19 protein-coding genes are annotated in these 25796 nt (G+C 53.4%); 10 read left to right on the forward strand and 9 right to left on the reverse strand.

The annotated features are described in order from the left end of the window. Nucleotides 1–203: 203 nt before the first annotated feature. The 4 genes from SK35_RS05830 to SK35_RS05845 all read right to left on the reverse strand — a co-directional run bounded on the left by SK35_RS05830 (nucleotide 204) and on the right by SK35_RS05845 (nucleotide 6449). Nucleotides 204–3320 carry an efflux RND transporter permease subunit gene (locus SK35_RS05830; protein WP_048215731.1) on the reverse strand — a complete coding sequence of 1039 codons (3117 nt, stop codon included), beginning with the start codon at nucleotides 3318–3320 and terminating at the stop codon, nucleotides 204–206. A 28-nt stretch (nucleotides 3321–3348) separates the two neighbouring features. Next, complete coding sequence (locus SK35_RS05835; RefSeq protein ID WP_048215732.1) at nucleotides 3349–4503, reverse strand: efflux RND transporter periplasmic adaptor subunit; 1155 nt, start codon at nucleotides 4501–4503, stop codon at nucleotides 3349–3351. A 280-nt stretch (nucleotides 4504–4783) separates the two neighbouring features. Then, a complete protein-coding gene (locus SK35_RS05840) occupies nucleotides 4784–5350 on the reverse strand; it encodes a Slp family lipoprotein (RefSeq protein ID WP_048215733.1) in 567 nt (188 codons plus the stop codon). Between the two features lie 244 nt (nucleotides 5351–5594). Next, complete coding sequence (locus SK35_RS05845) at nucleotides 5595–6449, reverse strand: MurR/RpiR family transcriptional regulator (RefSeq protein ID WP_048215734.1); 855 nt, start codon at nucleotides 6447–6449, stop codon at nucleotides 5595–5597. A 293-nt stretch (nucleotides 6450–6742) separates the two neighbouring features. Here SK35_RS05845 and SK35_RS05850 point away from each other — a divergent pair, with 293 nt between their 5' ends. The 10 genes from SK35_RS05850 to iolB all read left to right on the forward strand — a co-directional run bounded on the left by SK35_RS05850 (nucleotide 6743) and on the right by iolB (nucleotide 19917). After that, the gene (locus SK35_RS05850; RefSeq protein WP_048215735.1) at nucleotides 6743–8248 is read left to right on the forward strand and encodes a CoA-acylating methylmalonate-semialdehyde dehydrogenase; all 1506 of its coding nucleotides are present in this window, start codon (nucleotides 6743–6745) and stop codon (nucleotides 8246–8248) included. Between the two features lie 11 nt (nucleotides 8249–8259). Then, nucleotides 8260–10185 (forward strand): 3D-(3,5/4)-trihydroxycyclohexane-1,2-dione acylhydrolase (decyclizing), encoded by a 1926-nt coding sequence (gene iolD, locus SK35_RS05855; protein ID WP_048215736.1) that lies wholly within the window; start codon nucleotides 8260–8262, stop codon nucleotides 10183–10185. 344 nt (nucleotides 10186–10529) lie between these two features. After that, nucleotides 10530–11516, forward strand: coding sequence for an inositol 2-dehydrogenase (iolG, locus tag SK35_RS05860; RefSeq protein WP_048215737.1), 987 nt, complete (start codon nucleotides 10530–10532; stop codon nucleotides 11514–11516). A gap of 38 nt (nucleotides 11517–11554) precedes the next feature. After that, nucleotides 11555–12484 carry a sugar ABC transporter substrate-binding protein gene (locus SK35_RS05865; RefSeq protein ID WP_003839787.1) on the forward strand — a complete coding sequence of 310 codons (930 nt, stop codon included), beginning with the start codon at nucleotides 11555–11557 and terminating at the stop codon, nucleotides 12482–12484. A gap of 53 nt (nucleotides 12485–12537) precedes the next feature. Further along, a complete protein-coding gene (locus tag SK35_RS05870; protein WP_048215738.1) occupies nucleotides 12538–14085 on the forward strand; it encodes a sugar ABC transporter ATP-binding protein in 1548 nt (515 codons plus the stop codon). Nucleotides 14086–14096: 11 nt separating this feature from the next. Then, nucleotides 14097–15125 (forward strand): ABC transporter permease, encoded by a 1029-nt coding sequence (locus SK35_RS05875; protein WP_003826102.1) that lies wholly within the window; start codon nucleotides 14097–14099, stop codon nucleotides 15123–15125. 8 nt (nucleotides 15126–15133) lie between these two features. Continuing rightward, nucleotides 15134–16267: a Gfo/Idh/MocA family protein gene (locus tag SK35_RS05880; protein WP_048215739.1), complete on the forward strand. Its 1134-nt coding sequence runs from the start codon at nucleotides 15134–15136 to the stop codon at nucleotides 16265–16267. Nucleotides 16268–16279: 12 nt separating this feature from the next. After that, nucleotides 16280–18184, forward strand: coding sequence for a bifunctional 5-dehydro-2-deoxygluconokinase/5-dehydro-2-deoxyphosphogluconate aldolase (locus SK35_RS05885; RefSeq protein WP_048215740.1), 1905 nt, complete (start codon nucleotides 16280–16282; stop codon nucleotides 18182–18184). Nucleotides 18185–18198: 14 nt separating this feature from the next. After that, nucleotides 18199–19089: a myo-inosose-2 dehydratase gene (gene iolE / locus SK35_RS05890; RefSeq protein WP_020996280.1), complete on the forward strand. Its 891-nt coding sequence runs from the start codon at nucleotides 18199–18201 to the stop codon at nucleotides 19087–19089. Nucleotides 19090–19098: 9 nt separating this feature from the next. Then, a complete protein-coding gene (gene iolB / locus SK35_RS05895; RefSeq protein ID WP_048215741.1) occupies nucleotides 19099–19917 on the forward strand; it encodes a 5-deoxy-glucuronate isomerase in 819 nt (272 codons plus the stop codon). 217 nt (nucleotides 19918–20134) lie between these two features. Here iolB and SK35_RS05900 read toward each other — a convergent pair whose 3' ends face one another. The 5 genes from SK35_RS05900 to radC all read right to left on the reverse strand — a co-directional run bounded on the left by SK35_RS05900 (nucleotide 20135) and on the right by radC (nucleotide 25792). Then, nucleotides 20135–23677: an inverse autotransporter beta domain-containing protein gene (locus SK35_RS05900; protein WP_048215742.1), complete on the reverse strand. Its 3543-nt coding sequence runs from the start codon at nucleotides 23675–23677 to the stop codon at nucleotides 20135–20137. 714 nt (nucleotides 23678–24391) lie between these two features. Next, nucleotides 24392–24715 carry a TA system toxin CbtA family protein gene (locus SK35_RS05905; protein ID WP_032949840.1) on the reverse strand — a complete coding sequence of 108 codons (324 nt, stop codon included), beginning with the start codon at nucleotides 24713–24715 and terminating at the stop codon, nucleotides 24392–24394. 31 nt (nucleotides 24716–24746) lie between these two features. Beyond that, the gene (locus tag SK35_RS05910; protein WP_032642918.1) at nucleotides 24747–25070 is read right to left on the reverse strand and encodes a type IV toxin-antitoxin system YeeU family antitoxin; all 324 of its coding nucleotides are present in this window, start codon (nucleotides 25068–25070) and stop codon (nucleotides 24747–24749) included. Nucleotides 25071–25091: 21 nt separating this feature from the next. Further along, nucleotides 25092–25313: a DUF987 domain-containing protein gene (locus SK35_RS05915; protein WP_032642916.1), complete on the reverse strand. Its 222-nt coding sequence runs from the start codon at nucleotides 25311–25313 to the stop codon at nucleotides 25092–25094. Between the two features lie 8 nt (nucleotides 25314–25321). Continuing rightward, nucleotides 25322–25792, reverse strand: coding sequence for a RadC family protein (gene radC / locus SK35_RS05920; protein ID WP_032642914.1), 471 nt, complete (start codon nucleotides 25790–25792; stop codon nucleotides 25322–25324). Nucleotides 25793–25796: the final 4 nt, after the last annotated feature.

Below are 25796 nucleotides of genomic sequence, written 5' to 3' on the forward strand. Positions count from 1 at the left end.
CGTTTTGATAGCCTGGCTTTAGTTAGAATTGACAACCTCTGTTCCTACCCTCAGTCGTTCCTTATAAAAAATCCGCGTAATGCTTACCCTGCTATCCACGAGAAACTCGCTGGATAGCCGTGCCCGCTAATAACTGTAGACCTGACAAACGAAGCCCCATCCCTGGGAATTGAATAATCTAAACCCAGGGAGAGGGCAGGGGATCAGCGTCGAGCTTTAAATCGCGTTAACGTATTTTCAACGAGGACAAAGAACACTGGAACAAAATAGATTGCCAGTACCGTCGCGGCCAGCATCCCACCGATAACCCCCGTACCGACGGCATTTTGCGCACCAGAGCCCGCGCCGTTGCTTATTGCCAGTGGAATAACCCCTAGGATGAAGGCCAGTGAGGTCATCAGAATTGGACGTAAGCGCATTTGCGCGGCTTCCACCGCAGCCTCAAGCGGCGTTTTCCCTTCTTTCTGCATAATCTCGACGGCAAACTCGACGATCAGAATGGCGTTTTTAGCCGACAGCCCCATGGTGGTGAGCAGGCCGACCTGGAAATAAACATCATTGCTCAGGCCACGCAGATCGGTAGCCAGCAAAGCGCCGACCACCCCGATTGGCACAACCAGCATCACCGAGAACGGGATCGACCAGCTTTCATACAGTGCCGCCAGCGCCAGAAACACGACGATCAGCGAAATGCCGTACAGCATTGGTGCCTGGTTTGTGGATAGCGCCTCCTGATAAGACAGACCGGTCCAGGCATAGCCGACGCCTGCGGGCAGTTTATTAATCAGCGATGCCATAAATTTCATCGCATCACCGCTGCTTTTCCCTTCGACCGGCTGGCCCAGAATTTCCATTGCGGGTTGACCGTTGTAGCGTTCAAGGCGAGGAGAACCGTAGGTCCACTCGGTGGATGAGTAGGCGGAGAGCGGCGTCATGGAACCGGAGGCGTTACGTACGTACCAGTGGTTGATATTGTCCGGCAACATACGGAACGGTGTATCGGCCTGGACATACACTTTTTTTACGCGCCCCTGGTTCAGGAAATCATTGACATAGCGACTACCAAACGCGGTGGAGATGGTCTGATTAATATCCGATAACGCAACGCCCATAGCTTCAGCCTTTTTGGCGTTGACGTGAATGCGGAACATCGGCGTATCTTCCAGCCCATTTGGGCGCACTCCGTTAACTTCATCGGGTGACTGGCTGGCCAAAGCCAGGAGCTGGTTGCGGGCCTGCATCATTTTTTCATGCCCAAGATTACCGTTATCCAGCAGCTCCATATCAAAACCTGAAGCGGTACCCAATTCCGCGACTGCGGGTAAATTGAACGGATAAACGACGGCATTATTAATGGTGCTTAAAGCCATCATTGCCCGGCGAATGATGGCGGTAACCGAGTTTTCTTCGCCAACACGTTCTGACCACGGTTTCAGGCTGATAAACGCCAGACCGTTATTTTGCCCCTGTCCGCTGAAGCCAAATCCGCCAACGGTAAAAACAGAAGCAACGTTTTTCTGCTCTTTCGTCAGGTAGTAGTCGGTTATTTCTCCGAGCACTTTGCTGGTGTTCACCATCGTTGAACCCGAAGGCAATTGTGCCGTGGTCATGAATACGCCCTGATCTTCTTCAGGCAAAAAGGAGGTAGGAGTACGGAGAAACAGCACCATCATGCCAGCGCCAATGACTAAATAGACGACCATATAACGGCCGGTGCAACGTAACAGCCTACGGGTGCTGTCCGTGTAGTGATGGGTGCATTTCTCCATGAAGTGATTGAAACGGGTAAACAGAAAATGGGTGTTTTCTTTTTCTCCCTCGTGGGATTTTAACAGCATGGCGCAGAGTGCGGGCGTCAGGCTCATCGCCACGAACACCGACAGCAGCATGGAGGAAATTAAGGTGATGGAAAACTGACGGAAAATCTCACCCGTTGCCCCGCTCATAAATGCCATTGGCATAAACACGGCGGATAAGACGACGGCAATACCGACCAGTGCTCTCTGGAGCTGACCCATCGCTTTATGCGTCGCCGCTTTTGGTGACAAGTGCTCTTCGGCAATAATACGTTCTACGTTCTCAACCACCACGATGGCATCATCGACTAACAGCCCTATCGCCAGCACCATGCCAAACATCGTGAGCGTGTTAATCGAAAAACCGGCAACGTCGAGTATTGCAAAGGTTCCGAGGATAACCACCGGAACGGCGATAGTGGGGATAAGCGTCGCACGGAAACTTTGCAAAAACAGATACATGACGAGGAATACCAGAATGATTGCCTCGATCAAAGTATGAAAAACACCCTGAATCGAAATCTCGATAAACGGCGTGGTGTCATAGGGATAAACGGTTTTCATACTAGCCGGAAACCAGGCCGATAATCTGTTCAGCTCTTGTTTGACCGCCTGGGACGTTGCCAGGGCATTGGCGCCAGCGGCAAGTTTAATCGCAATCCCGGCGGCGGGTTTGCCGTTGTAACGTGCAACCGTTGCATAATTTTCCGCACCCAGCTCAATGCGCGCGACATCGCGCAGCAGAACCTGAGAACCATCTTGCTGAACTTTAAGGAAGATCTTGCCAAATTCATCGGTTGTTTGCAGACGCGTCTGGACGATTATCGACGCATTTAACTGCTGATCGGCTGACTGAGGCATGCCCCCCAACTGCCCGCCAGATATCTGATTATTCTGCACTTTGAGCTGGGTAATGACGTCCTCGGGAGTGAGGTTATACTTGTCGAGCTTTTGCGGATCCAACCAGATGCGCATGGCGTATTGCGAACCGAATAACTGTACGCTCCCCACCCCGGCAGTGCGGCTTAGCGGATCTTTAATGTTCGAGGCCACATAGTCGGCAATATCATATTGGCTCAGGCTGTTATTATCAGAGATAAAACCGGCGACCATTAATATATTGCTGCTAGATTTATCAACGCTGATCCCTTGCTGTTGTACTTCCTGTGGCAAGGAAGGCATCGCCAGCTGTAGTTTATTCTGTACCTGAACCTGCGCAATATCGGGTGACGTACCCGTTTTGAAGGTCAGGATAATCGAGGCATTACCTGCCGCATCGCTGGTGGATGACATATACATCAGGCCATCAAGACCATTCATATTCTGTTCAATCACCTGGGTGACGGAGTCTTCAACGGTCTTTGCGTCAGCCCCTGGGTAGGCAGCGCTGATGGTAATGGTTGGGGGCGCAATTTGTGGATATTGGGCGACAGGCAGGTTCATTATCGCGATACCGCCCGTAAACATCATGATAATAGCGAGCACCCAGGCGAAAACCGGGCGCTCAATAACAAAGTTGGCCATGAAGAAAGTGTCCTTAATGCCTGAAATATTACTGTTCAGCTACCGTGTCAGATGTGTTCAGTTTTGAAGGGAGGACCCGGGCTTTGATTCCCGGACGAATTCTTTGTAATCCGGACACAATGACCCGATCGCCAGGACGTAATCCCGCGGTCACTAACCATTGATTACCAACGGCCTTCACTGCGTTTATTTCACGCAGTTGCACTACGTTTTCCTGGTCAAGGATCAGCGCGGTGGCTTTTCCTTGCTCGTTATGCGTAATTCCTTGCTGGGGGACCATCAACACGTTTTGTTGACTGCCTTCGTCCAGCAACGCCGTGACATACATACCGGGTAAAATTTCACCTTCAGGATTGGGAAATACGGCGCGCAGGGTTACCGAACCGGTGGTCTCATCAACAGCGGGATCGGAAAACTCAAGCGTACCGGTATGGCGATAGGGCTTGCCGTTTTCCAGCATCAGCTCAACCGGAATTTTGCCTTGTTGCTGGGCGATTTGGCCGTTGGCTTTCTCTTCTTTCAGGCGTAAGAAGTCCTGTACTGACTGGGTTAAATCAACATAAATCGGATCTAATCTCTGAACGGTGACCAGCGCGTTTTCCTGATTGGCAGTAACCAGGGCACCCACGGTCACGGAAGATTTGCCGCTAATGCCATCAATGGGCGAGGTAACATTGGCGTATCGAAGATTGATGGTGGCTTGTTCAAGATCCGCTTTAGCGACGGCAACATTGGCTTGCGCTTCATTAAGCTGTGAACGCGTCGTGTCATAGTCCTGGCGGCTGACGTAATTAGATTTTATTAATGCTGACTGCCGATTGAGTGTCAGACGAACATTATTGGCGGTAGCCTGTGCCTTTGCCAACGCGCCTTTGGCTGAGTCCAGTCGTGCCTGCAGCGGGGCAGGATCAATTTGATACAGTGATTCTCCTTTGCTGACTTTATCACCTTCAACAAAGTTGCGTTTTATGATGATCCCACCAACCTGAGGGCGGATTTCGGCAATCTCGAACGCAAGCGCGCGACCCGGAAGTTCACTTTTAATATTTACAGAGGAGGGCGCTAAGGTAACAACGCCGACCTCGGGCTCCATGGCGGTTTTTACTGCAGGTTTATTATCGCAGGCGGTGATGATGATGCTGCTAAAGAATAATGGTATCAACAGTAAGCATTTTCTGTTCATAGTAATCCCTGAATAATGTGTAAACACAAATGTTCTTTTATTGCATGCAGGGTGGGGGAGTTGTCGGTAAATAACAAAAGATGGTCAGGCATGAGAAGGGTAAAGCCCATTTCTTCGCTAAAGAATTAGCGGTTAAAAATTATATGTAACAGGAAGAATGCATGTTAAGCGAAGGATCCCATGAAGCAGGATGGCGCAATAAGATAAACGCGGGGTGATGAGAAGGGTTGTTTGCCAACACCTGACTCCGGAATATAGTCACGCCATCTTACCTCTGGGATTATTTCACTAGCTCCGGAGTTACCTGAGTGACTGTACTGGCGTAGTAAGGCGCTCCCCACATCGGCTCAGGCCAGAATGCGCCGTAACCATAATCCCACATGTTATAGGTGGTGTTGACAGACTCAGTTAAATGCCAAACCTGGATTCCTTGTAAATCAACTTTAACAAAGTTGTATGGGACTTTGTTGATGAATCCTGACTCATCTCCTTGAATTGTTCCCAAAATAGTCACGAAATGGTTTCTGTAGTTTACCGGGTCGAGGAAACCTTTCTGCTGGGCAAGAATACGTCCCTGATAGCTCGCGTCTATTTGTGGCTTAGCAGAGTCATTCAGTGGCAAAACGGCGATTTCCAGCAACGTATCTTTTTTGGTGTTAATCACATTGATGACTTTACCGCCAAAGCGGGCCTGCTGTCCGGTATATAAACCGGGCTGGTTATGCACGGAGATAAAGTTTTTTTGGATATCGGGTTGATTATTACCTTTGATATTCTCAGGAATGGAAGCACATGATGCCAGGGTGAAAGCAAGGGCAATAATCATCAACCCTTTTGTATTTTTCATTTTACTTTCCTGCTTAAAAAAGACAGGTCTATAGTAAACCTTTGCGTATTATTGTCAGCATACGCATTGTTGATTATCTAATATTAATATAATTGTAGCTTATGGCAATAACGGATTGTATTTTATCTGGTCGCTGAATAAGGGCGATATTTTCAACGACCATAAAAGTAACGGCAGACATCACGGTTTCACGTCACGCTGGCGGGAATGTAATAAAGCGGATCGTCAATTTTTGCGGTGCTCATCACCCGACAGAATGACCGCGTTCATTACTCCCGTCACCCAGACGGTAAGCCAGCGCCACCACTAGCGACTGCACCAGGCACAGCGTCGCAGACTGGGATCGAAACGCGTCAACCTGCGCCTCTTTCACCACAAAGCAGAGATCGCTGAACGTGGCCAGCGGGCTTATCTGACTGTCGGTAATCACGATCTGGCGCGCGCCGGCATTGGCCGCAGTTTCGCTGACCATCACTGTTTCTTCCGCATAAGGCGAGAAGCTAATCGACACCACGATATCGTGCGCTTTGATGCGGCTAATCTGCTCGCGCAGCATTCCGCCCATTCCGTCGAGCAGAATAGGGCGACACTCAAGATGGCTCAGGGCGTAGGTGAGATAGGCCGCTACGCTAAACGAACGACGCAGACCAGCGATGTAAATGGTGTCGGCTTCTGCCAGCAATTGTACGGCGCGTTCCAACATTTCAGGTTCGGCACGGGCTGCCAGCTGCTGGAGCGCCTGGGTATTCGAACGGGCGAACTCCTGCAGGATATCGAGCGGGGTTTCCGGTACGGCTTCGCTTTCCATCTCACGGAACATGCGCGCGCGGTCGCTGTAGCTGGCGGTTTCCTCTACCAGGTTCATACGAAACAGCTGTTTCATTTCGTTGAAGCCGGTGAAGTCAAAGGCGTTGGCGAAGCGGATCAGCGTAGAGGGTGGCACTCCGGCACGTTCAGCAATGACGGCAACCGTATCAAAGGCCACGCTATTGGTATTATCCAGCACATAGCGGGACACCTGCTGCAGCCTCTTACTCAGGCTATCGTAGCGATCGCGGATTTGCTGCTGCAGCTCGTTCAGGCTGGTTGCTGTTGTCATTTTACCTCCTGGTACATAGTTTTATGATTCTAAACGCAAAACCGCGTCTTTGAAATGTCACTCATTCATCTGGCTGTAAAAACGAAACAAAAGCTTCAGGCTTGTCGTCCGCTGAAACGTTATGCCAGTGCACGCTAATCATGCGATTCCGCTTGTTAACATAAAAACCCATCCTTGATCACATTAATCATTATTTATTTTATTTCAACTTAAAATGGAATGTTTGTTTCATATATAGTACACAGATAACAGTGTTCAGGTAACAGTCACGTATCAACAGCGAGAGGTTAAGGATGGAGACAGTAGCGAATTTTATCCACGGCGAATGTGTCACCGGTTCAGGCCAGCGCGTTCAGGCAATCTTCAACCCGGCCACCGGCGAGCAGATCCGCCTGGTGGTGATGAGTACGACACAGGAAACCGAGCAAGCCATTGCGGCAGCGCACGACGCATTCCCCGGGTGGGCGCGCCATTCTCCGTTAAAACGTGCGCGAGTGATGTTCCGCTTTAAGGCGCTGTTGGAAGAAAACATGGAGAGGCTGGCTCGCATCATCAGCGAAGAGCATGGCAAGGTATTCTCTGACGCAGTTGGTGAACTGACCCGCGGCCTGGAAGTGGTGGAGTTTGCCTGTGGCATCCCACATCTGCAAAAGGGCGAACACTCAGCCAACGTAGGTACCGGCGTCGATAGCCATTCGCTGATGCAACCGCTCGGGGTTTGCGTCGGGATCACGCCGTTTAACTTTCCGGCAATGGTACCGATGTGGATGTTCCCCATCGCGCTGGCAACCGGGAATACCTTCGTGCTGAAACCCTCAGAAAAAGACCCTTCTCTCGCTCTGGCACTGGCGAAACTGCTGCAAGAAGCCGGATTGCCGGACGGCGTGTTCAACGTCGTGCAGGGGGACAAAGAGTCCGTTGACGTTCTGTTAACTGACCCGCGCGTGCAGGCCGTGAGCTTTGTCGGCTCTACGCCGATTGCGGAATACATTTATCAGACCGCCTCGGCCCACGGTAAGCGTTGTCAGGCGTTAGGTGGCGCTAAAAATCACTGCATTTTAATGCCGGATGCCGACATGGATATGGCAACCAACGCCATTATGGGGGCCGCTTACGGCGCGGCGGGTGAACGCTGCATGGCACTTTCGGTCGTGCTGGCGGTAGGAGACAAAACGGCAGATGAGCTGTGCTCGAGACTGGAAAAACAGATTGCGGCGCTGCGTGTCGGGCCGGGGCTTGATCAGACACCTGAAAATGAAATGGGGCCGCTTATCTCCTCGGTACACCGTAATAAAGTGCTCGGTTATATCGACAGTGGGGAATCGCAGGGGGCCAGCCTGCGCGTGGATGGTCGACGTTTTAGCGTTAAAGGCCATGAGCAGGGTTATTTTGTCGGGCCGACCCTGTTTGATAACGTCACGCCGGAGATGACCATCTATAAAGAAGAGATTTTTGGACCGGTGCTTTCTGTGGTGCGCGTAGCAGATTACAGCAGCGCGGTGGAACTGATTAACCGTCATGAATATGGTAATGGCACGGCAATTTTCACACGTGACGGCGGCTGTGCGCGTCGCTTCTGCGAAGAAGTGCAGGCGGGCATGGTGGGCGTAAACGTTCCAATTCCGGTGCCGATGGCGTTCCACAGTTTTGGCGGCTGGAAGCGGTCTATTTTTGGTGCGCTGAACGTTCATGGTAACGATGGCGTGCGCTTCTACACCCGGATGAAAACCGTCACCGCACGCTGGCCGGAGATGCTGCAGGACACAGGGGCCGCGTTCTCCATGCCAACGCTGGGCTGACAGGAGGGTTTATGCAAACCGAACGTATGACCATGGCTCAGGCGCTGGTCAAATTCCTTAATCAACAATATATCTGTGTCGATGGCGTGGAAACGCCCTTTGTCGAGGGCGTCGCCACCATCTTTGGTCACGGTAACGTGCTTGGCATTGGCCAGGCGCTGGAGCAGGCACCCGGTCATTTGCAGGTGATGCAGGGATGTAATGAGCAGGGAATTGCGCACATGGCGACCGGATTCGCCAAACAGCATCGGCGCCAGCGTATTTTTGCCGTGACGTCATCGGTTGGGCCGGGAGCGGCAAACATGGTCACCGCCGCGGCAACCGCGACGGCGAACCGTATTCCGCTGCTGCTGTTGCCTGGCGATGTCTACGCCAGTCGTCAGCCGGACCCGGTATTGCAGCAAATTGAGCAATACCATGACCTTGGCATCAGTACCAACGACTGCTTCCGCCCGGTCTCGCGTTACTGGGACCGGATTAACCGACCGGAGCAGTTAATGAGCGCGATGCTAAACGCGATGCGAACGCTTACTGACCCCGCAGATACTGGTGCCGTAACTATTTGCCTGCCACAGGATGTGCAGGGGGAAGCCTGGGACTATCCGCAGAGCTTCTTTGCGCGCCGCGTTCATTTGATCGAACGTCGACCGCCCGACCCGCAGCGTCTGGCGATGGCGCGGGCGCTGATTGCCCGCAAACGCCGTCCGCTGGTGGTATGCGGCGGCGGGGTACGATATTCCGGCGCGCATGAGGCGTTTCGTACGTTTGTTGAAACGCTGCAACTGCCATTTGCCGAAACTCAGGCCGGAAAGGGAGCGCTGGTTAGTGACCACCCACTTAACCTCGGAGGTATTGGGGTAACTGGCGGGATGGCAGCGAATCAGCTCGCACCGCAAGCCGATCTGGTGATCGGCATCGGTACGCGCCTCACCGACTTTACCACCGGTTCGAAAGCGCTGTTTTCTCATCCGGAGGTTGAGTTCCTGCTGCTGAACGTGGCGGAGTTTGACGCACTGAAGCTTGATGCCACTGCGCTTATCGCCGACGCCCGTACCGGGCTTACGGCATTAACTGAAACACTGAAAGACTACCGCAGCGATTGGGGGAAGGAGGTCGCGCAGGCGCAAGAGGCCTGGCGCGATGAGTGCCAACGTTTATGGGAGCGCGACTGGCGTCCCGACGACGAACCCGAAGTGGCTGGGCATCTTGACGCTCAGCTGGCGGAATATGGCAACACGCTAAACACCCGGTTGACCCAGACGAAGGTGCTGGGGCTTATCAATCAGCACATTGAAGATAACGCTATCGTCGTAGGGGCCGCCGGATCGCTACCTGGCGATTTACAGCGTATCTGGCAGGTCAAAACCCCGGACAGCTATCACCTGGAATACGGTTACTCCTGTATGGGCTATGAGATTGCGGCTGCTATTGGAGCCAGGCTGGCGAAGCCGCAGCAGCCGGTATATGCCATGGTGGGGGATGGCTCGTACATGATGCTGCATTCCGAACTACAAACCGCCGTCCAGGAGGGGATAAAAGTCACTATCCTGCTGTTTGATAACGCCAGCTTCGGGTGTATTAACAACCTGCAGATGGGGCATGGGATGGGGAGCTTCGGTACGGAAAACCGTCACCGTAATCCGCAAACCGGACGGTTGGATGGGCCGTTGGTGAAGGTCGATTTTGCTAAAAACGCGGAAAGCTACGGCTGTCGGGCATGGCGTGTACATGACGAGCAAAGCCTGCTGGCGGCGCTGGAAGCCTCGCGTGCGCATTCGGGACCTGTGCTGCTGGATATCAAAGTCCTGCCGAAAACCATGACCCACGACTATGCCTCCTGGTGGCGCACTGGCGATGCGCAGGTGGCAGAATCTCCGTCGGTGCGAAAAGCGGCTGAGCAGACGTTTGAGCAGGTGAAAAACGCACGTCAGTACTAAAAGCGATTAATGCCGGATGGCGCTGCGCTTATCCGGCCTACAGCGGATTCCACCCCCCTGGCCTGATAAGTCGTTAGCGCTGTCATCCGGTAACCTGCGACAACGAAATTTTCATTTCATTTTTCCTTTCTCTTCATCCATCGCCTCCTTCCTGAACGGAAGGGGGCCAATTCCTGCATCTTCCCTGTTGTTATGTTGTGATATTGATAACAGATTTTATCTCACTCATCTCAAAAGTGTTAACTTGCACCCAAAAACATAATTTTCACTATTTATAAAAATGAAATAAATGTTTTATTTAAGGGGTCGTTAGTTCATCGCATTCACCAACACCGGGAGCCGTTATGTTTAACATTGCTTTACTGGGCGCTGGCCGAATTGGCCAGGTACATGCAGCTAACATTGCCAGTCACAGTGCCACTACCCTCTGGTCCGTCGTCGACCCGAATCAGGAATTTGCCACCCGTCTTGCCACACAGTACCAGGCTCGTTTGCAAAGCCTGGATGAGGCGATGACGGACCCTAACGTTCACGCCGTGCTGATTGCCTCCGCGACCGATACCCACGCGGATCTGATTGAAATGGCCGCCCGCCACGGCAAAGCCATCTTCTGTGAAAAGCCGGTCCACCTGGATCTGGCCCGTGTACGCGACTGCCTGAAAGTGGTCAAAGAGTACGACGTACCGTTGTTTATCGGTTTCAACCGCCGCTTCGATCCACAGTTTCGCCGTGTGAAAACTGACGCACTGGCCGGGCGTATCGGAAAGCCGGAATCGCTGCTGATCATCTCCCGCGACCCGTCTCCGCCTCCTGCGGAATACGTGCGTGTGTCCGGCGGTATGTTCCGCGATATGACCATCCACGATTTTGATATGGCGCGCTTTATCATGGGCGAAGAGCCGGTTTCGGTGTATGCCCAGGGCAGCAATCTGGTGGATCCGGCGATTGGCGAAGCGGGCGATATCGATACCGCGCTCATCGTACTGAAATATTCATCCGGTGCGATGGCAACCATCGTCAACAGCCGCCGTTCTTCTTACGGATACGATCAGCGCCTTGAGCTGCACGGCTCTGAAGGGCTGCTGTGCGCGGGCAACATTCTCGAAAATCAGGTGCAGCACTACGCGAAGACCGGCTGCACCAGCGCGTTACCTGAACATTTCTTCCTGCAGCGTTATAAATCGGCCTATGCCGCGGAATGGGAACACTTTGTTGCGGTACTGCGCGGCGAAGCGGTCCCTGATTGCAGCGGGGACGATGGCGAGCGTGCGCTGTATCTGGCGGATAAAGCGCTGGAGTCACTGCATAGCCAGCGTGAAGTTCTCCTCTGATTGTCACCACAACCTACCCTACACAGAGAGACATAATAATGAAAAAACTGATCTTAGCTGTCCTCATCGCCATGACATCCGGGGCAGCCATTGCTGAAAACGAGCAAATTGTTTTCAGTACGCCAAACCTGGCGATGCCATTTGAAGTTCACATGCAGCGCACGGCGGTGAAAGCCGCAAAAGAGATGGGCGTGAATTTACAGGTCCTGGACGGGCAGGGTAGCTCGCCAAAACAGGTCGCTGACCTGGAAAACGCCATAACTCGTGGCGCACAGGGCTTTATTGTTTCACCAAACGATGTCAACGCGGTGTCCAGCGCGGTAGATGAAATTCAGGATGCGAAACTGCCCGTTGTTACCCTCGACCGCTCCGTTGACAGCCAGAAAAAAGTGCCGCACTTCGGCGCGAACAACTACAAAGGCGGTCAGGCGATTGGCGACTTTGTCAAAACCAAATTCCCTGACGGGGCAGACATTATTCTGCTGACCGGCCAGCCAGGTTCCTCCTCCAACATTGAACGTACTAAAGGCATTCGCGACAGCCTGAAGGCGGGTGGTGAAAAGTACAAGATCGTTGCTGATCAGACCGGTAACTGGATGCGTTCTGAAGGGATGCGCATTGTCGAAAGCGTTCTGCCTTCTTTGCCGAAGCGTCCGCAGGTGATCCTCTCCGCTAACGACGATATGGCGTTGGGCGCGATTGAAGCGTTACAGGGACAAGGACTGAAACCGGGTGAAGTTCTGGTCACGGGCTTCGATGCCGTGCCGGAAGCACTGGCGCGTGTGCGCGACGGCTGGCTGGCAGTGACGGCGGATCAGCGTCCTGGCTTTGCGGTGAAAACGGCCATGAGCCAGTTGGTGAATAACGTCCGTGAGAAGACGGCGATCACCGGGGCTGACTACCCGCCAACGCTTATCACCAAAGAGAACCTGCAGCAGGCCGAGCGTATTAGTGAGGCCGGTAACTGATATGTCCGCAGCCGCCGCACAAGTGGCGGCTCTCTATGAGGAGGAGCAGACCGATGTCGCAACCCTTACTAAAAGTGACCGACCTGGCGAAAAGCTTTTCCGGCGTTTGGGCGCTGAGCAGCGCACAGCTGACCGTCGGAGCAGGCGAAATTCATGCGCTGTTAGGTGAGAACGGTGCCGGAAAATCGACCCTGCTGAAAGCGCTGGCGGGTGCACAGCCGCAAACACGCGGGGATATTTGGTTCAACGGCGAAACATTGCTGGTAGAAGACTCTCCGGTTGAGCGGCAGAACAAGGGCATTATCACGATTTATCAGGAATTTAATCTGCTGCCCAATATGACCGTCGCCGAGAATATGTTCCTCGGTCGCGAACCGCGTAAACGCAATCTGATTGTTGACGAAAAGGCGGTAAATCAGGAAGCGCAGGTGATTCTGGATTACCTGCAACTGAACGTTGCGCCAACCACGGCCGTGGCCCGACTGAGTGTGGCGCAGCAGCAAATGGTGGAAATTGCGCGAGCGCTGACGCTGAACGCAAAGCTGATCATTATGGATGAACCTTCCGCCGCGCTGAGCGACAGCGAAGTAGAAAGCCTGCATCGTGTGGTGCGGGAACTTAAAGGGCGTGGCGTGAGCATTATCTACGTCACCCATCGCCTGCATGAAGTTTTTCAACTCTGCGACCAGTTCACTGTTTTCCAGGATGGACGATTCACCGGGAATGGCGCAGTTGCACAGACCACCGTAGAACAGCTGATCCGCCTGATGGTGGGGCGCGATGTGGCCTTTAATCGCCGTCCGGCCAGCGAAACTCACCATGAAGATAAACCTGTGCGTCTGGCGGTGAAGGGGCTTAGCCGCGAAAAACCGCCGCTGGATCCGCATGGTATCGCGCTGCACGACATTAGCTTCCACGTGCATGCTGGCGAAGTGTTAGGCATTGCCGGACTGGTGGGTGCCGGGCGCACCGAAGTGGCCCGCTGCCTGTTTGGCGCCGACAGTTTTACTTCCGGCAGCTTTGAACTTGATGGCGTGCCATATCAGCCGCGCGATCCGCTGTTTGCGCTGGATCAGGGGCTGGCGCTGGTACCGGAAGATCGTAAAAAAGAGGGCGCGGTGCTTGGGCTGTCGATCCGCGACAACCTGTCGCTCTCCAGCCTCTCGTCACTACTGCACTGGCGCTGGTTCGTGAATACCCGCAAAGAGGATGCCCTGATCGAGTCATACCGCCAGGCGCTGCAGATCAAAATGGTCAACAGCGCGCAAGAGGTGCGCAAGCTCTCCGGTGGGAACCAGCAAAAAGTGATCCTCGCGCGCTGCATGGCGCTTAATCCGCGAGTGTTGATCGTGGATGAACCAACGCGCGGCATCGATGTTGGCACCAAATCAGAAGTCCATCAGGTGCTGTTTGATATGGCGAAAAAGGGCGTAGCGGTGATCGTGATCTCCTCCGATCTGCCGGAAGTCATGGCAGTTTCCGATCGGATCATCACGCTAAGTGAAGGCCGGGTGACCGGCGAGATCCACGGCGACGACGCCAACGAAGAGCGGCTAATGACGATGATGGCCATCAACCACAACGCCCTGAATGCGGCATAACGGAGTGATTCATGACGCAGATTATTTCTAAAACGCAGGTTCCAGCCAAACGCGGCGGACGTCTTGATCCCATTGCCTTTTTTGAGCGCTTTGGGGTACTGATTTTCATGATCCTGCTGCTGATTTTCTTTCAGTTGCAGAACAGCAATTTTCTTTCTGAACGCAATATTTTCAACATTCTGACCGAAGTCTCCATCTACGGGATCATGGCCGTCGGTATGACGTTTGTCATTCTGACCGCCGGGATCGACCTCTCCGTAGGTTCTATTCTGGCAGTGTGCGCCATGACCGCGGCGTATGTGATTAAAGGGGACAACTTCACCACCGTCGACCCGAACGCCTGGGGCGGCATGAGCTGGCTGATTGGCCTTGGTATCTGTATGGCGATGGGCACCGCGATTGGTTTTCTGCATGGCCTCGGCGTGACCCGCCTGCGTCTGCCGCCGTTTATCGTCACCCTCGGCGGGATGACTATCTGGCGCGGCCTGACGCTGGTGATTAACGACGGCGCGCCAATTGCCGGTTTCGACGCGGGATACCGCTGGTGGGGACGTGGCGAACTGCTCGGTATCTCCATTCCAATCTGGATATTCGCGCTGGTGGCGGTAGGCGGTTATCTGGCGCTGCATAAAACCCGCTGGGGGCGCTTCGTGTACGCCATCGGCGGCAACCCGGAGGCGGCGCGTCTGGCAGGGGTTAACGTGAAGCGCGTGCTGGTGAGCGTCTACGTGTTAATTGGCTGTCTGGCAGGACTGGCGGGCTTCATTCTCAGCGCACGGTTGGGCAGTGCAGAAGCGGTCGCCGGGATCTCGTTTGAGCTACGCGTTATCGCCTCGGTGGTCATTGGCGGTACCTCACTGATGGGCGGCTACGGGCGTATTGGCGGCACCATTATCGGCTCGATCATCATGGGCATCCTGATTAACGGTCTGGTGCTGATGAACGTCTCGGCTTACTACCAACAAATTATTACCGGCTTAATTATCGTTCTGGCGGTGGCGTTCGATACCTACGCCAAGAGCCGTCGCGGCGCATTGTGAGGGTCATGATGAAAGAAGTTCGTATTGGATTGATTGGCACCGGGTATATCGGGAAGGCGCATGCCATCGCCTATGCCCAGGCCCCGACGGTGTTTAACCTGCGCGGCAAGCTGGTGCGCGAAATGGTGGCGGAAGTCTCTCCAGAGCTGGCCGCCGAGCGGGCGCAGGCGTTTGGCTTCAATCGCTCAACCGGAGACTGGCGTGCGCTGGTGGCTGACCCGGCCATTGATGTCGTGGATATCTGTTCTCCTAATCATCTGCACAAAGAGATGGCGCTGGAAGCGATTCGCCATGGCAAGCATGTGTACTCAGAAAAGCCGTTGGCGCTGAACGCCCACGACGCACGTGAAATGGTTGAGGCTGCACAACGGGCAGGAGTGAAAACCCTGGTGGGGTTCAACTATATGAAGAACCCAACGGCGCAACTGGCGAAAGAGATCATTGCGCGCGGAGAAATTGGCGAGGTGATCCATTTCTACGGCACCCACAACGAAGACTACATGGCCGATCCGCTTGCGCCGATCCATTGGCACTGTTTTAAAGAGACCGCTGGGCTTGGGGCGCTGGGCGATCTGGCGGCACATATCGTCAATATGGCGCAGTACCTGGTTGGGGATATTCATCAGGTCTGCGGCGACCTGAAGATCGTGGTGCCACAGCGTCCGGCGAAAGTCGGTTCTTCGCAAATGGTGACGGTAGAAAACGAAGATCAGGCCCACGCGATGGTGCGCTTTGCAGGCGGTGCGCAAGGGGTGATTGAAACCTCGCGCGTTGCCTGTGGCCGCAAGATGGGGTTGTCGTATGTGATTACCGGGACCAAAGGAACTATCAGTTTTACCCAGGAGCGCATGGCAGAGCTGAAGCTCTATCTGCATGACGATCCGGTCAACCGCCAGGGGTTTCGCACTTTACTGGTTGGCCCGGCGCACCCGGACTACGGCGCGTTTTGCATGGGAGCCGGGCATGGTATCGGCTTTAACGACCAGAAAACAGTAGAAGTACGCGACCTGGTGGACGGCATTGCCGCCGATGCACCGATGTGGCCGGACTTTGAAGAGGGCTGGAAGGTGTCGCGCGTGCTTGACGCTATCGCACTCTCGCACCAGGAAGGCCGCTGGCTGAACGTGAACGACATTGTCTGAAGAGGTATCAACGTGGAAAAGCAGTTTGATGTGATATGCATGGGCCGCGTGGCGGTTGACCTCTACAGTCAGCAAATTGGCGCGCGCCTGGAAGATGTGTCGAGCTTTGCCAAATATCTTGGGGGTTCGTCCGGCAACGTGGCTTACGGCACGGCACGCCAGGGATTGCGTTCTTCAATGCTGGCGCGCGTTGGCGACGAACATATGGGGCGTTTCCTGCGTGAAGAATTAAACCAGGTAGGCTGCGATACCAGCCACCTGATCACTGATAAAGATCGCCTGACGGCGCTGGTGCTACTCGGCATTAAAGACCGGGACACCTTCCCACTGATTTTTTACCGTGATAACTGCGCGGATATGGCGATTACCGCCAGCGATGTTGATGAACAGTACATCGCTTCTGCTCGTTGTCTTGCCATCACCGGGACACATCTTTCTCATCCGCAAACCCGTGAGGCGGTGTTGACTGCGCTCGCTTACGCCCGACGTCACGGCGTGCGTACGGCGCTGGATATCGACTATCGCCCGGTACTGTGGGGGCTTACTTCTTTAGGCGACGGCGAAACGCGCTTTATCGCCGCCGAACAGGTCACCCGCCAGTTACAGGAGGTGCTGCATCTTTTTGATGTGATTGTCGGCACCGAGGAGGAGTTTCATATCGCGGGCGGCAGTACCGATACGCTGCAGGCGCTGTCGCAGGTTCGCGCTGTGAGTCACGCGACGCTGGTCTGCAAGCGCGGTGCGCTCGGCTGCTCGGTGTATACCGACGCCATCCCGGCCCGGCTGGACGATGGCCTGACGGTCACCGGCGTACGCGTAGAGGTGCTGAACGTGCTGGGGGCGGGGGATGCGTTTATGTCCGGTCTGCTGCGCGGCTATCTCAACGATGAGGGATGGGAGCAGGCATGCCGCTACGCCAATGCCTGCGGTGCGCTGGTGGTGTCGCGTCACGGCTGTGCACCGGCGATGCCGAGCAAAGTTGAGCTTGATGATTATCTTTCTCGCGCTGCAGAGGTTCCGCGTCCGGATCTCGATCCGCATCTCAATCATTTGCATCGCGTGACGACCCGTCGTCGCACATGGCCAGAGCTATGCGTAATGGCCTTCGATCACCGTAGCCAACTGGAAGAGATGGCGTTGCAGTGCGGCGCGTCTTTGAAGCGTATTCCGGCATTGAAACAGCTTATTTTGCAGGCCAGCCGTGAAGCGGCCAACAGCGCCGGGCTGGAGGGCAAGGCCGGGCTACTCTGCGATGGTACGTTTGGTCAGGATGCGCTGAATGCGATAACCGGAGAGGGCTGGTGGATTGGTCGCCCTATCGAACTGCCGGGGTCGCGCCCGCTGGAGATGGAACACGGCAATATAGGTTCGCAGCTCATCAGTTGGCCGCAGGAGCATGTGGTGAAGTGTCTGGTCTTTTTCCATCCGGAAGATGCCCACGCGTTGCGTCTGGAGCAAGAACAGAAAATCGCTGAGGTGTACCGCGCCTGTTGCCAGTCCGGTCATGAGCTGCTGCTGGAGGTGATTTTACCGGCCAGTATGCCGCGCAGTGATGAACTGTATTTGCGCGCCATTTCCCGCTTCTACAACTTAGGGATCTACCCCGACTGGTGGAAACTCCCACCGCTGACTTCTGCTGGCTGGACGGCGTTGAGTGACATTATCGAACGGCGCGATCCGCACTGCCGTGGCGTGGTGATCCTGGGTCTGGACGCACCGGCAGAGCAACTGTGTGCTGATTTTAAAGCGGCTGCGGGTCATGGGGTGGTGAAAGGATTTGCCGTGGGACGCACGCTGTTCGGCGACGCTTCCCGCGCGTGGTTGAAACACGATATTGACGATGCGCAGCTGGTGACGCGCATTAAAGATAACTACCTGCAGCTTATCGCCTGGTGGCGCGAGCGCGGACAAGCATAATTCAGGAGAAGATGATGACGGTACAATTAGGTATTAATCCACTGACATGGACGAATGACGATCTTCCTTCACTGGGCGCTGAGACGTCGCTTGATACGTGTCTGAGCGAGGGCAAAGAGGCTGGATTTGCTGGTTTCGAACTGGGCAACAAATTCCCGCGTGAGGCGCGACTGCTCGGCCCCATTTTGCAGCACCACGACCTGCAACTGGTTTCCGGCTGGTACTCCGGACGTCTGCTGGAACGCAGCGTGGAGGAGGAGATTGCCGCCGTGCAGTCACATCTGACGTTACTGCGCGAACTGGGAGCGAAGGTGCTGGTCTTTGCCGAAGTCAGTGGCTGCATTCACGGCGAGCAGCAGACGCCGGTACATCTGCGTCCGCGCTTCCCGCAAGAGCGCTGGCAAGAGTACGGTGAAAAGCTCACCGAGTTTGCGCGCTACACCCAGCAGCAGGGGGTACAGATTGCCTATCACCACCACATGGGAACGGTGATTGAATCTGCTGAAGATGTGGATAATCTGATGACGAATACCGGTGATGAAGTTGGCTTGTTGCTCGATACCGGGCATTTGACCTTTGCGGGTGCCGATCCGTTGGCTGTGGCGCAGCGCTGGGCATCACGTATCAACCATGTTCACTGCAAAGACGTACGTGCCGACGTGCTGGCGGATGTCAAAAACCGCAAAACCAGCTTCCTTGATGCGGTGCTGAGCGGCGTCTTTACCGTGCCGGGAGATGGCTGCGTTGACTATCCGCCGATCATGGCCTTGCTGAAGGCGAACCAGTATCAGGGGTGGCTGGTGGTGGAGGCGGAGCAGGATCCAGCTATCGCGCATCCGCTGACGTATGCGCGTCTGGGCTATAACAACCTTAGCCGTCTGGCACGGGATGCCGGGCTTATCTGAGGAGGTGATATGTCACGTTTATTATCACGCTGGCAGCAGCCGGACGCGCAAGGGTGTACGCAGTCAGTGACACCGGAAAGCGCCGGTTGGGGATATGTTGGCTTTAGAGCGTATGAACTGGAGGAAGGGCAGCAGCTTACGCTGCCCGCCGTCAGCGAAGAACGTTGTCTGGTACTGGTTGCCGGACGCGCGACCGTCACCACGCCGGGCGCAACTTTTACGGATATCGGTGAGCGGATGAGCCCGTTCGAACGGATCAAACCGTGGGCGGTTTATGTCACTGCTGGTGAAACCATACAGGTTCAGGCGGTGACCAGACTGGAGCTGGCAGTCTGCGCTGCGCCGGGGAAAGGCACGCACCCAACGCGGCTGATCGCACCTAAGGATATTGACGGGGAAGCGCGCGGCAAAGGTCACAACCAGCGCTACGTGCACAACATCTTACCGGAAGATAAACCCGCAGATAGCCTGCTGGTGGTGGAGGTGTGGACCAACGAAGGTTGTACCAGTTCTTACCCAAGCCATAAGCATGACACCGATAATCCCCCACAGGAAACCTATCTGGAGGAGACTTACTACCATCGCCTCAACCCGCCGCAGGGATTCTGTATGCAACGGGTCTACACCGATGACCGGTCGCTTGACGAGTGTATGGCAGTCTATAACCGCGACGTGGTGATGGTGCCGAAAGGGTATCACCCGGTGGCAACCCTGGCGGGATATGACAGTTACTACCTTAACGTGATGGCCGGCCCGGTTCGCAAATGGATGTTTACCTGGGAAGATGAACATGCGTGGATTAACAGGGATTATCCGGTTGATAAGTAAGGTCATGAATGGCTTTTTTAACTGCGAGTCGTTTTTTTCCCTCCTTTTGATGAGTAAAAGGGGGAAGAATGGGATGACGGTTGGCGCTATTTAAGTGCTCATTATTCTCATAGATCGCCTGGCCATGAGAATAATGCAAGCGTCGATATATTTGAGGTTATGGCAGTAGCCGGGGTGCTCTCGAAAACACCCCGGCTATCTTTTGTTTATATCCCGATCAGGAATTTGGTTGATGGTTCTCAACTACCCAGACGGTGAGTACTTTTTCCAATGTTTTATTTCCCGTCGTCGCCTTCGCTCTCACCCAACTTACACCGGCCGTATCCGTTCTCAGTTCAGAGTAAGCATTCCCTAACTTAAAGTTGGTTTTATCCGGCGTCATCGTAAAGGTTCCGCTGCCGGGTTTGGCTTTGCTGCCTGCGCTAAATTCGACACTGCCGTTTAACGGGTTACCGAATTTATCCTGCAACCGGGCCATAAAGCCTACCGGCTCAAGGTTGGCAACGGCATAGCCAGGATCCTGCTCCAGAGTGAGTACTGGATTCTGGGCATCGGCATTCAGCGTTAGCGAAGCATTTGCCGAGACATTGCTACCGTGTTCAGCCAATGTGGCGGTCAGCGTGTAACGACCCGCCTTATTACCGTGGACATTTACAGTCGCAGTACCGGAACCATTGGTGGTGACAAGCGTATTGTCAATCACCAGAGGATCGCGTGGCGATGGGCCTGTAGCCGTAATTTTCAGCTTACGGTTGCTGACGCTGTTCCCTGATGTATCGGTCAGATGCAGGGTAAACGCCACGTTATCCACATCACTGACTACGGCGGATGTCGTTGACGGTTCGATCGTCAACGCGGCATTTTGCAGATCCGATACCACCTCAATCGCCTTACTCGCCGTAACGCGTTTACCCTCTTTGATGAAGGTTGCCTGCAATTGATAGTGCCCGGCTTCTGCGGCAATAAAGGTTGTTGATGCCATTCCTTTCTCATCCAATGTCAGTTCGGACTGGCCCAGTTTTAATCCACTGGCAGGGGAACTGGTCAGGTGCACGTCACCACTAAATGGGTTGTTTTCACCGTCGACAACCTGTACCTGAATTTCATGTGCCGCTGATGCGTTTGCCACAATGCTCTCAGACGGTGCGGTCAAATTCAGCACTGCGCTGTTAATATCAGGTACGAATTCCAGGTCAACGCTTGAGGACTCAACGCTGTGCTGCCCATCTGTAACCCTGGCATTAACGGTGTAATGACCTGCCTTAACCGTAGTTAACGTTACCGTCGCGTAACCGTCTTTATTGGTGGTGATTTTCTCCGGGTACACGAGCCCTTGTGGCGTTACGATAAGCTCCACTTTCTGCCCTTCAACCGACGCGGCGGTATTGTTGAGCATGATCTCAAGCGTGGCACCATCGCGGCCGTTTGCTGCAATATTGGTGATTACGCCATTGTCTTTGGCTGTCAGAGACAATGTTGCCCCCTCCATTGCTGAGGCAAATGTTACGCTTAGCGATGAGCTGATGTTCCCCGCGCTTAGTGTAATATCATAAGTTCCCGGCGTTGAACTGGTCAGTGAGAATCTTGCTTCACCTTTGGCATCGGTCTTCACAACGTTCTCCCCATTCGCGATCTTAACCTGTGGCGGTAACGCCAGGGTGACCGTGTATCCGGACAGCGGGTTCCCATAACGGTCGGTCAGGGTAACGACCGCGACATTACTCTGTTTGCCATCCGCCAGCGCATTGTCCCTGGTCAGGTTAAAAGCCTGCACCACCGGCTGCGTTTTGTCGGCAATCCAGTTGGCTTGTTTTTCCAGCCCGGAGAAATCATGTTTTTGTGACGTCACACCAATGCGTGTCGCCTGAGCCAGTTCAGACGTTGCCTTAGCGCTGTACACGCCGTCTTTCTCTTCTACGGCAGTAAAACGGACCTCGCCGCTGGCTGAAACTGCATAAAAACGTAAGCTGTCGTCGCCGGTGATGGCATTCCCGTCTTTATCTTTTGCTTCTAACGCCAGGCTAATCGGGTGTCCAACGACCTGCTCCATGGGCATTACCGTGAATGTCGATTTTGCCGCCTCGGCGGAAACCGCTTTTAGTTTCACCGTCAGGGTTTCTGTTTTACCCAGAACTTTAGCGGTTATGCGTGCCGTCCCCGCCGTTAAACCCGGCGTCAGCGTGGCGGTATACACCCCGGAGCGGGTTTCCTGCACTTCACCAAGCTTTGGAGCCTGTGCCGAACGCTCACGATTTCTCTGTGCGTCAGGTGTAAACGCTAAAGACAACTCAATGTCATGTGCAAGCCCTGTTAACGGATTACCATTGGTATCTTTAAGCACCAGCGTAACCGGATGCTGTGACTTCCCGTCAGCAGCGATGATCGGTTGCTGCTCGCCGTTCAATGTAAAATCCATTGTGCCGACAGAGGCCGAACTCCTCGTCACCGTCACGTCCATCACCGCATAGTTAGAGGCGTTTCCTTTAACATCTCGCGCCGTTGCACCGATTTGCCAGTGATTAGTGCCGCCTGGTGTATAAGCGGGTAACGTCAGTTGCCATGATGTGCCGCTACCGGAAATGCGTCCGCCAGCGGCGGTAAATGCGCTATCGTTCCACTCTACCGACTGAATGCCCCAGTGGGATTTATCCAGCGAAATAGTCACCGGAATAACGGCGCCACCTTCCCCCTGTACGCTTTCAGGCAGGCGGATTTTCAGAACCGATTTTTTGCGGTATTCCAGAACAATATTGTTATTTCGTTCGACAAAATCGTAGCGTCCGTGCTGAACTTCGCGCATTAACGCAACATTGTCGCCGTCCAACTGCTTCGCCAGCGGGATGCCGGGGCGATAGTTAATCTCTATGCCGAAGCGTGAATCATGAGTATTGCTCTGCCCCTGCTTGTGTTCAGCGGAAAGCGTAACTAGCGGAACCGGCGTATAGCTGATCCCGCCTGTAAAGGCGTACGGATTTTCCTGAAGATGATCGCTGCCAAAGAGGCCGACATTCTTGCCGTAATACTTTTCATATTTAAGCGATGCGCCCAGTTGCGGATACGATGGCAACCAACCTTGGGTATAGATATCCCATCCATCCGCCGGACGTTCCTGATAATCATCCAGATCGTGGGAATCCTTCCATTTTGATAATCTTAAATAAGCATTTGCGCCTGCGCGTAAATAATCTCGCCAATACTCAACGCCTGCACCCATACGTGCGTGATGACGACTTAAATCGTAGTCATAAAATAAGTTTGCGCCCAGCATTGAATTATCCGCCGTGAAATAGCGATAACCCATACCGATATTAGTTTGGGTTCTGTCATCGGTACGGTGAAGCGATGTCTGGCTAAATAAAACATGCTGCTTTGTATCAATCCACGGATAAAGGAAATCGAACGCCGAATCTTTTAACGAGAAAGCGTCATCGACGTTGAGTTGAATACGGGCATTACCGTACTTCTGTAGCCACTCTACCACCTCCTTCGTTGCCTGTGCTGAGACGGTATTGGCGGCAAAACTGCCCGTATGGCCGTTTTCAATACTTCTGCCAGCCTGCGCGGCGAGAGAAGACAGGCCGCGCAGTTCTTGCTGTTCTGCGGCGGCCTGCGATGCCTTAACGGCTGACGCATGGCTGATGGTTGGCGTGAAGCTAAGAAGAGCAGGATACAGAGCCTGCAAAGCGATTGTTGACCATGCGACAACCTTATTAACGGGGCCTGTTGCCCCATTGCTCCGCGAAATTTTCTTATTTGACATTTGTAACTCCAATATCAATTAAAAAAATCAAAGGTTATTCCATGTACTGAACGGGATGCGTAATATATGTATTTAGTAGGAAAATTCAAGAGTTGTTCATGGAGAAGTTAACTGGATATTTTTACACTATGCGGCATTGTGGGCTGGCTAACGATGTCGAACGTTTAAATGACGAATGTATTTAAAAAATACGTTTATTTTTATCGTGACGATTTTAAGCTTGTAGGGATATTATTTAACCATGGTCGTTCACTGTTAAATAAAAAGAGTTATCAGGAAATTAATCTGCCTGTTCGTATTCAGCTATCATCACGTTCTCCGGATCTAAGTCTGGAACGTGTCAACGCTTTCAGGACGGGTCAATAGACACAAAAAAGCCCTCAGCTTGCGCTGAGGGCTTTCACCGGTGTTTGGTGGGCTGGCGGAGTCTGAATTGAGTTTGTAATTAAATGAATTTATTGAATTAATGTCTAATTCAACTTTTCGTTGGTGCCTAAGAAGGTGCCTAAAATTTTTACCATCTTCTTTTGGTGAGAAATGAGAGATTGGTTTGCAGCACTTAGGGACTCATAAGGCTTCGATCTTTGCTCATGGTAAAATGAGAAATATTATCAATATTTATTTGATTTTTTTAAATGTCAGATGCGATGCCGTTGCTATTTCCGCTACTGTAGCGGAAATAGCAACACATGAGCAGCATGTACTTAGAAAAATTTAAGATCTGGGCAACAGCCCGATGTTCTTTTTGGCACGCAGAATATCCGTTGCAGTAATGAAGGGGGGTTGCTCTCGCCATGTAAATCCCTTGCGGTCGATACGAGCCAGTTCGTACTTTTCGACCAGGAAATTAACAGCATCGGCAAGCGTTATCCCCGCATCGATATGCTCCTCAATGGCCGTGTCGTCATGAAATGGTGTGTCGTTGAGTGTGAGGCCGTAGTGGTGCTCCAGCAGATACGTTAACAACTGCTGCCACACCATTACGGGCGACAGGCGTGACGAAACCGGCACCGTGGCCGGTACAGATGAAATTTGCATGAGTTGGATCCTGATAAAAGAAGAGAAGGTGTTACCTGGTTGCAAATGCCTGAGGATAAATAACGATGTAAACATAGCCATGAGAGCCGAGAGTGTCAGCTTCACAAGTTAGTCCGTTATGATACAACGTGACGCAATGCTGATGGCGCGGATTTAGTTCACCGGTTGTCAGCATCAATTCAAGCTGTTTCATCACTAGCGGAAATGCCTGATCCAGACGCAGTGCCTCCTCCTCGTTAAACGTACCACTAATACCTGCACGGTCCGCCAGAAAATGCAGGCGACAGCCTTCCTGCACAAGCCTTGCACCGAAGCACGGCGAGATGTCGCGCTTCAGTCCCCATGAATTTTGCATTTTTCTACTCCTTATTTAGTGTCAGTTGGTGGTGATGCACATCAGGCGTGTATACGGACCGTGGTTGTCACGACGGCGTTCTGCGTAAACCGCCAGCACACCGGAAATCTCCGCGACATCCTGACCGGTATAATGACTGGCGCTGCCGTGCCACTGGTATTTGCCCGTGCAGTAGCGAAAGATCCGGGAATCCGGATGCTGTCGCTGAATCGCCATCGCGGCCTTTTTATCGATGATTTTCATGGTTAGCCTCATAGCCAGCCACGTTCAGCAAAAGAAAGCACATCGATGCCAACAATAAGATGGTCCAGCACCCGCACCTCTACCATAGCCAGCGCGTTCACCAGATGTTGAGTGATGTTTCGATCCTGTTTACTCGGTTCTGTCTCTCCGGATGGATGGTTATGGGCCAGAATCACAGCGGCAGCGTTATGGCGTAGTGCCAGTTTCACCACTTCGCGTGGATGGACTTCGGTATGGTTAATCGTGCCCGTAAAGAGCGTCTCGCATTCCAGAAGACGGTTCTGATTATCGAGATATAAAACAAGAAAAACTTCGCGCTCCTGCAGAGCAAGACGCAGTTGTAGCCAGGTTTTGGTGAAGGTAGTGGAATTAAATTGTTCGCCAGGCTGGCGCTGATATTTTTCCAGTAAGCGGAGAGCGCGACGAATGGTGCGTGCTTCAGTTACCGGAAGATCAGGAGGTAGATTTATCTCTGACATGACA

The sequence above is a fragment of the Citrobacter sp. MGH105 genome (assembly GCF_001037485.2).
In the GTDB taxonomy this organism is placed as follows: domain Bacteria; phylum Pseudomonadota; class Gammaproteobacteria; order Enterobacterales; family Enterobacteriaceae; genus Citrobacter; species Citrobacter portucalensis.